12 protein-coding genes are annotated in these 12,832 nt (G+C 55.8%); 2 read left to right on the top strand and 10 right to left on the bottom strand.

The window, feature by feature from the left end:
• The first annotated feature begins 120 nt into the window (after nt 1–120).
• Together SCD_RS14215 and SCD_RS14210 are read left to right on the top strand one after the other, a co-directional pair.
• The gene (locus SCD_RS14215) at nt 121–1,041 is read left to right on the top strand and encodes an MraY family glycosyltransferase (RefSeq protein ID WP_232504410.1); all 921 of its coding nucleotides are present in this window, start codon (nt 121–123) and stop codon (nt 1,039–1,041) included.
• Nucleotides 1,035–2,867 (top strand): polysaccharide biosynthesis protein, encoded by a 1,833-nt coding sequence (locus tag SCD_RS14210; RefSeq protein ID WP_009207367.1) that lies wholly within the window; start codon nt 1,035–1,037, stop codon nt 2,865–2,867. The genes SCD_RS14215 and SCD_RS14210 overlap by 7 nt, the downstream gene beginning before the upstream one ends.
• Here SCD_RS14210 and SCD_RS14205 read toward each other — a convergent pair.
• The 10 genes from SCD_RS14205 to msbA are packed head-to-tail and all read right to left on the bottom strand — an operon-like array spanning nt 2,862 to nt 12,800.
• Complete coding sequence (locus SCD_RS14205) at nt 2,862–3,965, bottom strand: glycosyltransferase family 9 protein (protein WP_161626944.1); 1,104 nt, start codon at nt 3,963–3,965, stop codon at nt 2,862–2,864. The two genes, SCD_RS14210 and SCD_RS14205, sit on opposite strands and share 6 nt — an antisense overlap.
• Nucleotides 3,925–4,836, bottom strand: coding sequence for an O-antigen ligase family protein (locus tag SCD_RS14200; protein WP_009207369.1), 912 nt, complete (start codon nt 4,834–4,836; stop codon nt 3,925–3,927). The genes SCD_RS14205 and SCD_RS14200 overlap by 41 nt, the downstream gene beginning before the upstream one ends.
• A 26-nt stretch (nt 4,837–4,862) precedes the next feature.
• Nucleotides 4,863–5,189 carry a hypothetical protein gene (locus SCD_RS16590; protein ID WP_009207370.1) on the bottom strand — a complete coding sequence of 109 codons (327 nt, stop codon included), beginning with the start codon at nt 5,187–5,189 and terminating at the stop codon, nt 4,863–4,865.
• A gap of 5 nt (nt 5,190–5,194) precedes the next feature.
• On the bottom strand, nt 5,195–6,112 hold the full coding sequence (locus SCD_RS14190) for a class I SAM-dependent methyltransferase (protein WP_161626943.1): 918 nt from the start codon (nt 6,110–6,112) through the stop codon (nt 5,195–5,197).
• Nucleotides 6,113–6,168: 56 nt separating this feature from the next.
• Nucleotides 6,169–7,140 (bottom strand): glycosyltransferase family protein, encoded by a 972-nt coding sequence (locus tag SCD_RS14185; RefSeq protein WP_009207372.1) that lies wholly within the window; start codon nt 7,138–7,140, stop codon nt 6,169–6,171.
• Entirely contained in the window at nt 7,131–8,288 is a 1,158-nt protein-coding gene (locus SCD_RS14180) for a glycosyltransferase family 4 protein (RefSeq protein WP_009207373.1), read from the bottom strand. Before SCD_RS14180 ends, SCD_RS14185 begins: the two co-directional genes overlap by 10 nt.
• On the bottom strand, nt 8,289–9,404 hold the full coding sequence (locus SCD_RS14175) for a glycosyltransferase family 9 protein (RefSeq protein ID WP_009207374.1): 1,116 nt from the start codon (nt 9,402–9,404) through the stop codon (nt 8,289–8,291).
• A 5-nt stretch (nt 9,405–9,409) separates the two neighbouring features.
• Nucleotides 9,410–9,943, bottom strand: a complete 534-nt coding sequence (locus SCD_RS15930) for a class I SAM-dependent methyltransferase (protein ID WP_009207375.1) — start codon at nt 9,941–9,943, stop codon at nt 9,410–9,412.
• Nucleotides 9,940–11,043 (bottom strand): glycosyltransferase family 4 protein, encoded by a 1,104-nt coding sequence (locus SCD_RS14165; RefSeq protein WP_009207376.1) that lies wholly within the window; start codon nt 11,041–11,043, stop codon nt 9,940–9,942. Before SCD_RS14165 ends, SCD_RS15930 begins: the two co-directional genes overlap by 4 nt.
• Nucleotides 11,044–11,045: 2 nt before the next feature.
• Nucleotides 11,046–12,800 (bottom strand): lipid A export permease/ATP-binding protein MsbA, encoded by a 1,755-nt coding sequence (gene msbA, locus SCD_RS14160; protein WP_009207377.1) that lies wholly within the window; start codon nt 12,798–12,800, stop codon nt 11,046–11,048.
• Nucleotides 12,801–12,832: the final 32 nt, after the last annotated feature.

The following is a 12,832-nucleotide window of genomic DNA, read 5'->3' as shown; positions in this document are numbered from 1 at the left end:
AAAGATAAAATTGCCCCCATTTGACTCATGCTCGTCCTGCCAATGACTCCCTTGCCCTTTCCGCCTGTCTACCCCGCGCTGTTATTGTCATTTGTATCGACATTTGTGGTGCTGATAGTGATGCTAAAAAGGGGTTGGGCTGGTTTCGCTATTGATCACCCAAACTCACGCTCGCTGCATGAGGCGCCTATACCGCGTACCGGTGGACTGGCTTTGGTGGTGGGGGGGGTAGTGGGGGCGGGCGTATTGCAGTCTCAGTTTTGGCCAGCGCTGTCGATTGCCGGGGGTCTACTGATTGTGTCGCTTTGGGATGACGTGCGTGGCCTGTCGGTAGTTTGGCGATTTCTTATGCATTTTTTGGCCGCATGGGTATTTGTCGCGATTTACGGTTTACATGACTTGGGGTTTGTCGGTGCTATCATGGCTGTGCTGGCGATAGTCTGGATGACTAATCTCTATAATTTCATGGATGGCTCAGACGGCTTGGCCGGGGGGATGGCGCTCTTCGGTTTCGGTTTTTATGGGTTGGCTGCATGGCTGCAAGGAGATGTGGCATTCGCTGGGCAATGTTGGAGTGTGGCTGTGGCCTCATTGGCATTTCTGTTTTTCAACTTTCATCCCGCGCGAATTTTCATGGGTGATGCAGGCTCGATTCCTCTGGGTTTCCTCGCCGCCGCATTTGGCTTGATGGGGTGGCGTGCTGGATCTTGGCCGGTATGGTTTCCCGTGCTGGTCTTTTCCCCTTTTATTCTGGATGCCAGCGTGACGTTGGCAAAACGCTTGCTGAGTGGAGAGAAGGTCTGGCAGGCTCACCGTGAGCACTATTATCAGCGCCTGGTACAGATGGGCTGGGGACATCGTCGTACAGCACAGGTCGAGTATGTGCTGATGGTGCTGGCAGGTGCCAGTGCCGTTTGGGCGAATGGGCAGGATGATTCTACTCAGTGGGCTATTAGTATTTTCTGGGTGCTGGTGTACCTGCTCGCCATGTGGCTGGTGGATACTAAATGGTCGCGCATGCAAGGGCAGTCTAGATGCTGAAAGTAAAAAACAAGCTGTTGTTAGTGGTCGGCCATGATGTGGCGGCAACATTTCTGGCGTGGGTGCTGGCTTATTGGCTTCGGTTCAACTTCGCCATTTCCGAGCCCTACATGCAATCGATGTGGAATACGCTGGTCTGGGTTGTTCCGCTGCAGACATTCATTTTTTGGCGCTTTGGCCTGTATCGCGGGGTGTGGCGCTTTGCCAGCCTACCGGATTTGAAGCGGATTATTATGGCGGTGGGCGTGGCTGGGTTGAGTGTACCAGTGGTGCTGTATATGGTGCATGTTCCGGTTGCAGTACCGCGCTCGGTGCTGGTGCTGGACCCATTACTACTGGTGATGGTCGTGGGAGGTAGCCGTTTTGTCTATCGGTCATGGAAGGAGCATCACCTGTACCGGTTTGCCGATGCAGAGCGACAGCCTGTTTTGGTTTTAGGGGCAGGAGAGATTGCCGCAGGGTTGGTAAAAGAATTGTCTCGCAGCAAAGAATGGCGGGTGGAGGGGTTGCTGGATGATGATCCCGCAATGGTTGGTCGATTGATTCAGGGGGTCAAGGTACTGGGCCGAGTGGACGAGTTGCCGAAATGGGCGGGGCGATATGATGTCCATGTTGCGATCATTGCCATGCCTTCGGCTTCCCACCAGGCGCGCCGCCGTGCCGTAAAGCTTTGCAGTTCGGCAAATGTGAAGTCGATGACGGTGCCGGCCTTCGACGATCTTGCTAGCGGCAGGGTGACGGTGTCGCAGATTCGGCAGGTTGAGCTTGACGACTTGTTGGGCAGGGATCCAGTGACACTCGACGAAGAGGGTTTGCATGGATTGCTGACAGGCCAACCTGTCATGGTGACAGGGGCGGGTGGGTCGATCGGTTCCGAGCTGTGTCGCCAGATCGCGCGTTTCGAGCCGGCATGTCTAGTGTTGTTCGAGTTAAATGAATTCGTTTTGTATCGTATGGAGCAGGAATTTGCGGAAAAACTCCCCCAATTGCGCATAGTATGCGCAATTGGTGACGTGAAGGATGAGGCACGCCTGGATCAAGTCATGTGCCAATACGCCCCCGCCGCAATTTTTCATGCTGCTGCATACAAGCACGTGCCGCTAATGGAGCAGGAAAATGCTTGGCAGGCTGTGCTCAACAATGTACTTGGCACCTGCACTGTGGCGCGTGCCGCGATGCGGCATGGGGTGAAGAAATTTGTTTTGATCTCGACTGACAAGGCGGTGAATCCGACCAATGTAATGGGTGCAACCAAGCGATTAGCCGAGATGGTTTGCCAAGGGTTGCAACAGGAGGGGGGCACTCGCTTTGTCATGGTGCGTTTCGGTAATGTTCTGGGCAGCACGGGTAGTGTGATTCCAAAATTCCAGGAACAGATTGTGCATGGCGGGCCCATTACCGTTACCCATCCGGAAATCACGCGCTATTTCATGTCTATTCCTGAGGCTGCTCAGCTGGTGCTTCAGGCTGGATTGATGGGGGAGGGTGGCGAGATTTTTGTGCTGGATATGGGTGAGCCGGTCAGGATTGTGGAATTGGCTAAGGATATGATCCGGCTATCCGGTTTTTCGGAGGGTGATATTCCCATTGTATTCACCGGCCTGCGGCCAGGGGAAAAGCTTTATGAAGAATTGCTGGCCGATGATGAGCATACGTTGCCGACACCTCACCCCAAGCTGCGTATCGCCCAAGCGCGCACGGCAGACGGTGTTTGGCTCGATGCGCTGTTACAGTGGACGGGAAGCGGGGAAATGCTATCGGAACAGGAAGTTAAACAGGGACTGAAGAAGTGGGTTCCGGAGTACTGCAGTAGCAAAAATTCATGAACTTATTCGCGGCCCGCTAGCCTCGAAGTCGGTCCGCAGTTTTTCAAAACCGCCCAGCGCTTCACTCACGCTAATATCTGCTACATCCAGGCTGGGTGGCTGGATTAGCACATGTGGTACGCCCCACGGGTGCCAGTGCGTCGCGCTGGATTTTCCAAAAAAACACAGGATGGGTTTGCCCAATCCCGCAGCCAAGTGCATGGCGCCACCATCGCTACAAATTACCGCATCGCATAAAGATAAGCCTGCGACTAGCTGGGGCAGCTGTTGAGTCGGAAATGGCAGCACGGGGAGAGTGTCGACCTGGCTGATAATGTGACTTGCGTTGGCGTCGTCGCCGGGATGCAGGGGGTTGGTGTCGTCGCCAGGCGACCAGAACAACAGAAAATTGGCTTGATAATCTGCGTGAAGTTTATGAATAAGCGCCGCAAAGCGATTGGTCGGCCAGCGCTGGCTGGATTTTCTGGCGCTGATGTGGACTCCAATCGTGAGTTTCGATTCCCATGCTTGGTTTTTTAATAAGTCTCTGGCGTGACATATTTCGGCCGCGTCCGGGAAAACCTGAGTTGCCGGTGGCTCCCCGGTAATCCCGAGGGGTTCGAGCAGTCGAAAAACGGCCTCGGCTTCATGAATCGGATGGCGAACGGTATGGGGGATGGCTATGTCGATACGAGAGTTTTGCGTGTTTCCATTTCCAGTATAGCCGATGATGTGCTTGGGCTTAATCCACCCAGCTAGCTGGAGTGAGCGGGGTTGGAATCCTGGGCTAGCAAGAATGGCATAATCAAACTTCATTCGTCTCAACTTGATAATTAAGCGGAGTCGTTGCCAATAGGCCGATAGCTTGCCCTTCCAGCCAGCCTGGTGCTTCGCCTTGGCATACCAAAAAAGCTGTTCAATTTCCGGGTTGTTCTCCAATACCGCCTTGTTATAGCTATTTACCAAAGCGTAAATTCGCGCATCGGGAAAGTGTTCCCTTAGGGCCGTAAATAAGGGAGTTGTGCAAGCCAGGTCGCCAATATTGTCACGGCGAATAACCAGAAAAGAAGAGGCCATTTTACGTTGAACTTTCGACGCGCATTGTGCTTCGCGTCCCATAGCCGAGCAGCATACCCACAAGCGACCAAAAAAGCAGTCCATCGCCGCGCCAGAAAAAGTCATCAGTCATGTTTTTGGTAACGAACGAGGCTATCAGGGCCAGGCCACAAATGCCGACAAGGCGGGTCTCCTCGTGTGGAGACTGGTAGAAACGCCAGAATGTCCGGATCAGGGCGGCGAGAAGTATGAGCAAAGCTACCAGGCCTGGTAGCCCCATTTGTAGAGCGTAATTCAAGAACACGTTGTGGGCATGGGCAAAAAATCCGTCCGGCCAATCTGGCGGTTTTGTATAAACATTATGTGGTAGATCACGCCCGAAACCCACCCCGGCCAGCGGCCGTTCGGCGATATGCTCTGTCCAATACTGCCAGATTTGATAGCGTTCGCTGTGACGGAATGATTCCATAACATGATCGAGCGGGCTGCTCTTCGAGTTAATAGACGCGGATGCGGCTGATGCGGGGTGATCCTTGGACACGTTGACAAATAAAACGCTGGCTATGGCTAGAACAGTCGCGAGGCTGACCAGTGATCTGAGTGAGATGGACTTGCTGCGGTTAAATGTGAGCAGAGCCAGGAAGACAAGCAGTACGACGCCTGCGGCTAGCCAGAACATTCGATTAAGGGTGGCATAACCGGCAAAAAGAAAAATCGGTAGAAGCAGCCACGTGGGTTTGAATGGGATCCGACGTTGTGCCGGTTGGAGCAGCAGGTAAAGGAGAAATGGAAATGCCAGGCTGAGGTAAGTGCTGTAGGTGCCGGGGCCGTGCTGCCAATCCAGGTCATAAGCGGGGTAACTCCCGAGTTGCCAGATTTTGACGGCAGCGAGAGTGGCCGTGCCGGTCACGCCGGCCATTAACGCCCACAGCAAGATATGCCATTCCCGTTTTCCTGATGTCAGGATGAAAAAGGAAACAAGGCAATCATGCCATAGCCGATTTCGGTCTTGAGTTCGTTGAGGGAAAATAACGGATCCAGGGACCATGTCAACGATAGCCCTGCGATGCCAGCCCATAGGGCAAGAGGGAGCTTCAGTGGTAGCGGGGGTGCGCCTGGTTTAAAGAGCATGCGCAGAGCGATGGCGGCAGCCAGAAACAGGCAGAGGAAACGTAGCGCTATGGTGTGATTGAGTGGAAGGATGAGCAGGAACAGGGCGGGGGGTAGCAGCTGCCAGCGAAATTTTCCCATGTCGCTATTAATTGAGTTTTCCAAGAAAAGAGACATTAAATTTAATCACCACCAGATTTTTTACGTAAATAGAAACAAGCTGTATCGCCATCCCTTAGCGTGTTCAGTAATTCGGCAAACTTCTCGAATTGGCATTTTTCCTTACCTGAAAATGGCTTTTTCTCCGGTTTCCGGAATTCATTTTTATGATCCTTGTAGGGAATGCCTCTCAAGTATTGTTCACTATTCTGGAATTGGCGAATCGTGGAGTCATAAACAACTTCCGTCACTTTGAAGCCGGCCTGCGCAGACAAGATATGCAAGCTTTTGACTGTGTGCAAGTAAATGTGACGCGGTGCGTCCAGAGCCGTCCAGTCAATGCCGTATTTTCTCCATGCATAGCAATCCACGACAGGGACTCTGATTAGTACGCAGCCCTCCGGGTGAATCAAGCCATGTAGTTTTTGTAAGGCTCCAAGCTGGTCGGGCATGTGTTCTAGGGAATGGTTGAGCATGATGAAGTCGAATGTTCGATCAAGTTCATTCAGTTCTTGTTTGTAAACCCGAACGCCGTTTTCGTAAGTGATATCTTCTGCGATGAAGGGATCAACGCCGGTCAAGTTAAGAAATCCCTCGCGCTGCAATTTAAGGAGCAGTCCCCCCGCGCCACAACCTACATCCAGTATTTCGGAGTTGAAATTCACTCCCGCGCGCTCCAGCCAGTCGAAGTGTTCCTGTTTGGTGGACAGCGATGCCAGCAATCCACCGACGAAACTGCGTTGGCCCAAAAAATGCCGGCTGCGGATTTTGCGTAGTTGCAGCAACAGTGCGTTGTATTCTTTCCGGGGCGGCTCCTGATAGGAGTAATAGGCATCCTCTGGATAGTATTTCGATAAATCCTCCGGAATTGCCGCGAGCTGCAGGCAGCCGCAATGAGCACATTTGATGTATTCGAATTCATCACGGAAATTGAACCACATTTCCCGCGCCAGGTAGGAAACATTTCCCTTCTCGTTCTGGCAAATCCTGCAAATGTTCATTGGATGAACTCCCCCGATTTTTTAGGTGCGTGATTCTCCTGCCATTCCCGAATGACATGAAGCAGACTCGCCGCTCGCCGCTCATAGGTGTGGTCGCGCATTACCCGCAGATGGGCGGCTTCGGCGATGGCTCGAGCTTCACCGGGGTGGGCGAGATAATGACGGACCCTGGCAACGCAGTCTTCCAGGTTGTGGAAATCCGCCCATTCCGTGCCAGGTTCGAAATCGTCGCGGGCGTGGCGGCGTTCGTCGCTCAGCAGAAATCCGCCGCAGGCCGGTACGCCGTAGCAGCGTTCCGGCAGCCCCCAGCTTCTTTCCCCTCCGTGGTCTGCGGCCGCTCCCGCATTCAGGTTGATGCGGCTGCGTTGGATGATTTCGATCTGTTCTCTTATGGGCAGGTTCTCGGCATGCCTGAACAGGCAGTTAATCCCGATACTGGATAGGCGACGCCCCAGTTCCGTGAAAAATTCAGCGCGCGCACGATGCTCCCGGTAACGTTGCCCATCCAGGTTGCCGACGAAGGAAACGTCGTGGCGGAAGAAATCCGGGCGGCGCATTTCTTCCAGCGTTGTTCCGTGCAGATGGTAGTGCCGGGTCCAAGCCGCATTGGCCTGGTAGACAGTTTCCGGCGCAAAAGTCAGGGTTGGCTGCAGGGTGTGGGAGGCGTAGATGTCGAGCGGGCGCAGCAGGCTGAACAGCCATAGTCGGCGGCGTCGGACTCCCAAGTGCCAGGGAGCATCGCGGTCGATGCCAATCAGGGGGATGCCGTGCCGTTTCAGTTTCGTCTTCAGGCGCCATGTCAGCCAAGGCTGCCGCACGCCTTCGTAAAAATTGATGATGCAGGCATCGGTTTTCTTGAGTTGCGCCTCAGTCGGTTCCCATACATTGTCGAAGAATGTGCAATCACAGGCCTCAAAACCTTCCTTGAGTGGCGTAAAGCCTTTCCTGAAGTTGAAGATCAGCTGCATGGCGTCACCTCCAGAAGGCGGCTGGCAGCGTTCATCGCCCGTTCCACACGCTGCGAGAATTGCGCGAGGGAAAAGCGTTCGAGGTGCGACGTCGCCCGGCGCGGATCGGGAAATATTTCGTCCGCAGAACGGAGTTTGCCAAGCAGGCGCGCTAAGTCGCGGCCGTCATCCTGCCGCGGGTCGGTGAAGAAATAGCCGGTTTCACCTTCGACCACGGTTTCGGTGAAAGGCGGGGCGTTTACTGCCAGCACTGGTGTGCCGCAAGCTTGGGCCTCGATCACGTTGAGACCGAGCGCTTCCTTTTCCGGCAGTCCGGTGAGCAGAAAATCCAGTTGCGGATAAATCGCGTTCATGTTGTTCTGGTGTCCCCACCAGCGCACTTGGTTGGCGATGGGTTTGAGGCCATTGCGCAAGTCGCGCACCGAAGCGTAGCCGCCGCTGCCGAAGATCTCCAACTTGACATCTGGGAACTGCCGGATGACAGGGGCGAGGATGTCGAACATCAGCGGAAATTGCTTGATCGGCGTTAAACGCGAGACGATGCCTAGCGTCAGGCCTTTTCTTTTCTTGAAATACTCCGCTGGCTTGAGTGCGAACCAGGCGGGGTATAGGTGGCTCAGGAGGCGGTCGCGCACCTTGCGGGTGTCCCACTCGTAAACCGATGCGGCTCGGATCGCCGTTGCTTGTTCCATCGCCGGGCGGGTCAGATCGGCCACGCCGTAGAGGGGCTCTGCATAATAACTGTCGATACCCGCCGCGCGCAGGCTGTCGATGACATGGCCGGAAACAGCGAAAATAAGGTGGTAGGGCCTGAATGGTTCCGGATTCCGGTTGTACAGCGGCATGTGGGCGAAACCGGCGAGGACATGCTTGCTGGCGAGCGTGCGGGCCAGTCTGCCGATTGTGGGGGAATGGGTGATGAACAAGGAACGTTCAGTCGGCAGGTGACCATGGATTTCCTCATAGCTACCGACCGGGACGAGAGAAACGCCGGGCATGTCCAGTTTCCGCCAGAAGCCGGCGTTCCTGTGGACAAAGAGTGTAACTTGCCAGCCAAGCTGCTGCAGTGCGTGGCTGAAAAATCGGGTATAGATTTCCCCGCCGCCGAAGCCTTGCTGCAGGTTGATTTGGTAGCAGACCTTGTTCATCTACTCACGTACTCCCAGTTCTTCGATGGCCCGGCGTACATCAGCCACCTGAATGCCGTCCATGCACGCTCCGGGAGTGGTGCATTCACGCTGGTTGCGCCCGCACCGCCTTACCCAGACTATGGTTCGTCTGAAAAACACGTGTTGATCCCGGCAAGGAAAATTAGCTACCGTGACGGCACGGTATGGACTGTTTTTCCAGAACTCGCCTGCGCCGCAGAGGACCGGAGAACCCGGTCCAAACAGGGTCACCGTTGGGGTGCCGACGATGCGACCGAGGTGGGCCGCGCCCGTGTCAGGGCAGACCAGCAGTCTGGCGTGGGCCAACAGGTGCCACAGTTGAGCCAGATCGAGCTGGCCGGCAAGCGAAAGATGTTTTTTGTCCGGATCGATTTCGTCGACAACACATTGTTCGCCCGGGCCGCCGCTCCAGACAATCTGGAGTCCGCATTTTGTCAGGAACTCGGCCAGAGCGCGCCACTTTTCCGGATTCCATAGTTTGAGTACAGTGCTTGCCCCTACGTGCAGGACGCAATATGGCTGTGTTGGCAAGGCGAAAGGGCGGCAGTCCGGTGTTGGCCAATCTTCAGTCATGTAGGGTGCCGGTGGCGGGCCGTCTATCAGCGCGGCCGCCATTTCTCCCCATGTGGCGGGCGTATCTGGATAGGGGGTGAGCTGATCCATCAGCCAGTTTTTGCTTGCGGGGCGGTCGCCCGCGAAGCCTGCTACCCAGCGTGCGCCCAGGGCGCGGGCAAGCCAGCTGTAGCGGTTGTCTCCCGGGACGATGGCAAGATCGAATCCGCGTAGCTGAAACAATGCGCGGAGGCTCCTGTGGTTGCGCGGGTCATAGGCAAGCGCTTTCACACCATAGGGCTGTTTCTGGTAGAGGGGCGCGGTAACGGGTGAAGCCGTCAACAGGATTTCCGCCGTGGGGTAGGATGCACGCAATTTGGCCAGCAACGGGGTCAGCAGCAGGGTGTCGCCTAGCATTTGGGGGTGATGGGTGACCAGGATGCGGCGTACGTCCCTGGGTAGATGCCGTTGCCCCAATGTGAGCAACGATTGCCATAGGGCTGCGACAACAATGTGGAGGCGTACTGGGAAGCGGCTGGACATCGCTGTTAAAGTTTTACTACCTGCAGTTCGAATCGAAGTGTGCTGGCACGGAAAATGAAGCAGTATTTTTTTTCGAAGGCCTCTGGACTTAGCGAAAAGATCATACGCCCGATGAGGCCGAGCAGACCGCCGCCGAAAGATAGGTTGCGCCGCACGACTTTCAGGCCGCTGCCGACATAGTGGCGTACCGACATTTTCTCGAAATGGTCGAACGAGAAGTACGAAAGATGATGCAGATGGGTCGGGTCTTTCCACGAAGACAATGACGTGAAGTGGGGAGTGATAATGGTGATTTTTGCGTTGTTTCGTGCCGTACGCACGATTTCCGCCATCAGGGCGGGAATGTCGGGAATATGCTCGATCAGGTTGTCGAGATAGAACTCGTCAACCGAGTTGTCGCGGAACGGCAGAGGTTGAGTCACATCGCATAAAACCCCCGCAGCCTCGCAAGGGAAGCGATCAACACCAATGTAGCCCTCAAGGCGCTTGTTGCCGCAGCCAAGGTTGATTCTGAGTGGTTTTTCGGTTGTTGCAGTCATTTTTTCAGAGCCCCCTGAAATACGACTTCCATTTTGTCCAGCATGGTGTCCATCCCGAACTTTTCGCGGGCAGTAACCAGAGCCGCCTGCGCGAGTTTCTGGCCGAGCGGCTGGTCAGCCAGCAGGCGCTCCAGGGCAAGTCGCAACGGGTCCGCCTGGCGCGGCTCGACGATCAGGGCGGTGTGTTCGTGCTGTAATGCATCGAGGATACTGCCCACCGGCGTGGTGATAATCGGCAGGGCGCACAGCATGGCTTGCAGCAGGGCTTGGGGCACGCCTTCGTTTGCGTAGGAAGGCAGGACAAAAATGTCCATGGCTTGCAGCCAAGGCAGCACGTCGCGCTGGTTGCCGGGCATGATGACACGCTCTTGCAGGCCTAGCTCGACCACTTTTCTCTGGAGGGCATCCCGCTGCGGGCCGCCACCCACGATCAGCAGGCGGGCCGCAGGATTTCCCAGTGCCGCGAAGGCATCCAGCAAATAGACGTGGCCCTTCCAGCTGCGGAGCGTGGCGACGATGCCGATGATGGCACACTCTTCCGGTAGCCCAAGTTGTTGGCGGGCGAGTGTTTTGTCGCCGGGCTTGAAGCGGCTTGTATCGATCCCAGTGGGAACGGAAGTGATGGTTTCCGGTTTGTAGCCGTTGTCGTCGATAAGCTGTTGCCGTAGTTTTTCGCCGGTCGTGACGATGTGGTAGGTCGCGCTCTGGTAAAGCCAGCGCGTTGCCTGATTGTTCGGGATAGCCGCAGAAATGTGGCGGGTACGCACGATCGGTACCTGCGCTCCTGGCAGCAAGGAGGCCAGCGCTGCCAGCCAGGTATCCGTCGAGCTGTGGGTATTGAGAATATCGGCGGGATTATTTCGCAGCCAGCGATACAGAGCCAGGACGCCACGCAGGTTCTTCCTGCCGATTGGCAGTGCCACTGCGGGAATGCCGTGGAGTCTGGCTTCCTCGTATATTTTGGCCTCCGCCGGGCATAGCAGCGTAACCTGATGGCCACGCAGCATCATGCCGGCCGCTTCGGTGAGAATACGAATTTCCTGACCGCCCCAGCCCAGAGAGGCCTCGGTATGGACGATATTCAACTTGGAAATGACCATGATTAGACGCCGGCCTGCGGCAGATGCTCCTGCGCAAACTGGATATGATAAAGATGGGCATATATCCCTTTTCTTTCCAGCAGTTCACTATGGCTACCGATTTCGGCGATGCGGCCCTTTTGCAGCACCACGATGCGGTCGGCCCTTTCAATAGTCGAAAGCCGGTGTGCGATGACGATGGTGGTACGCCCCTCCATCAAGGTTTCCAATGCTGCCTGGACGTGGCGTTCGGATTCGGTGTCGAGGGCTGAAGTGGCTTCATCCAGGATCAGGATGGGGGCATTTTTTAATATTGCGCGGGCAATGGCCAGGCGCTGGCGTTGGCCACCCGACAAGCGCACGCCGTTTTCGCCAATCAGGGTCTGCAGGCCTTGCGGCATGCGGAGAATGAATTCCATTGCATGGGCAGCTTCGGCTGCGGCCACGATTTCCGCCTCGTTGGCGCCGCGCATGACGCCATAGGCGATGTTGGCGGCGACAGTGTCGTTGAACAGGGTCACATCCTGACTGACTACGGCGATATTGGCGCGCAGGTCGGAGAGCCTGATGTGTTCGACGTTATGGCCATCGATCAGCAGCTGGCCCGAAGTGGGGTGGTAGAAGCGCGGGATGAGATTGACGAGCGAGGTTTTGCCGCTGCCCGATGGTCCCACCAGAGCAATGGTTTCGCCCGGTTCAATGATAAGGGAAATGCCATCCAGCGCCGGCGATTCTTCTGGTCGATAGGTGAGGCCCAAGTCACGGAATTCGACCCGGCCGATGGCGCGGGGGAGCGTTTCAGCGCCACTGTCCGGCTCGGATTCCTGGTCGATCAGTTCGAATACGCTTTCTGCAGCAGCCAACCCCCGCTGCATGCTTTCGTTAACGCCGGTCAGGCGTTTCAGTGGCGTTAGCAGCATCAGCATGGCGGTGATGAAGGACACGAATCCGCCCACCGTCGTCTGATCGGCGGAAGACTGCTCGATGGCGATATAAATGATGACGGCCAATGCCACGGCGGCGAAGAACTGTACCAAGGGTACCGAGGCTGCTGCCGCGATGGTCTGCTTCATGTTGTAGCGGCGCACCTGGTTGTTGGCATCGAAGAAACGCTTCGCTTCATATTCCTGGCCGCCGAAGACCTTGACCACCTTGTTGCAGCCTATCGTTTCCTCCAGTACCTGAGTAATGTTGCCCATGGACCGCTGGGCTTCCCTGCTCATCGCCCGCAGGCGGCCGCTGAATGCCTTGACGATGAAGGCGACGATGGGCGCGATGACCAGACTGACCAGGGTTAGTTTCCAGTTGAGATACAGCATCCATCCCAGAAGTCCGACGATGGTCAGGGAGTCGCGCACCAGCACAGTGATGGCGCTGGTAGCGGCGGCGGTCACTTGTCCGACGTCGTATACCACTTTTGAGATCAGCGCGCCGGTGCTGCTATTGTCGTAGTAGGGGATGGGCAGGGCGATAATTTTTCGGAACATCTGGTCGCGCAGATCCATCACCACTTTATTGCCGACCCAGGCAATGGCATAGGATCCCGCATAGGTGAGCAAGCCGCGCAACAGGAACAAGCCTATCAGGGCGACTGGCACCAGCCAGGTCATTTGAATGTTCCGGTTGACGAAGCCGTTGTCGAGCAGGGGCTTCATCAACGCCGGGAATAGGGGTTCGGTTGCTGCCAGCGCTACCATGCTCACAATGGACAGTGCGAAAGTGCGCCAGTAGGGCAGGACGTTTTGGAGTAAGCGCAGGTAAAGTTCCCTGCTGTTCATTTCTGGATGGGGCATAACCTGCGAATTATACG

The organism is Sulfuricella denitrificans skB26 (assembly GCF_000297055.2).
Lineage (GTDB): Bacteria > Pseudomonadota > Gammaproteobacteria > Burkholderiales > Sulfuricellaceae > Sulfuricella > Sulfuricella denitrificans.
The sequence above is the reverse complement of the archived record's forward strand: the minus strand, read 5'-3'. Positions and strand labels throughout refer to the sequence as shown.

Coding starts and splice junctions, on each gene's coding strand:
- SCD_RS14215 (WP_232504410.1), top strand. CDS start 121: ATGCTAAAAAGGGGTTGGGCTGGTTTCGCTATTGATCACCCAAACTCA.
- SCD_RS14210 (WP_009207367.1), top strand. CDS start 1,035: ATGCTGAAAGTAAAAAACAAGCTGTTGTTAGTGGTCGGCCATGATGTG.
- SCD_RS14205 (WP_161626944.1), bottom strand. CDS start 3,965: ATGGGACGCGAAGCACAATGCGCGTCGAAAGTTCAACGTAAAATGGCC.
- SCD_RS16590 (WP_009207370.1), bottom strand. CDS start 5,189: ATGTCTCTTTTCTTGGAAAACTCAATTAATAGCGACATGGGAAAATTT.
- SCD_RS14190 (WP_161626943.1), bottom strand. CDS start 6,112: ATGTGGTTCAATTTCCGTGATGAATTCGAATACATCAAATGTGCTCAT.
- SCD_RS14185 (WP_009207372.1), bottom strand. CDS start 7,140: ATGCAGCTGATCTTCAACTTCAGGAAAGGCTTTACGCCACTCAAGGAA.
- SCD_RS14180 (WP_009207373.1), bottom strand. CDS start 8,288: ATGAACAAGGTCTGCTACCAAATCAACCTGCAGCAAGGCTTCGGCGGC.
- SCD_RS14175 (WP_009207374.1), bottom strand. CDS start 9,404: ATGTCCAGCCGCTTCCCAGTACGCCTCCACATTGTTGTCGCAGCCCTA.
- SCD_RS15930 (WP_009207375.1), bottom strand. CDS start 9,943: ATGACTGCAACAACCGAAAAACCACTCAGAATCAACCTTGGCTGCGGC.
- SCD_RS14165 (WP_009207376.1), bottom strand. CDS start 11,043: ATGGTCATTTCCAAGTTGAATATCGTCCATACCGAGGCCTCTCTGGGC.
- msbA (WP_009207377.1), bottom strand. CDS start 12,800: ATGAACAGCAGGGAACTTTACCTGCGCTTACTCCAAAACGTCCTGCCC.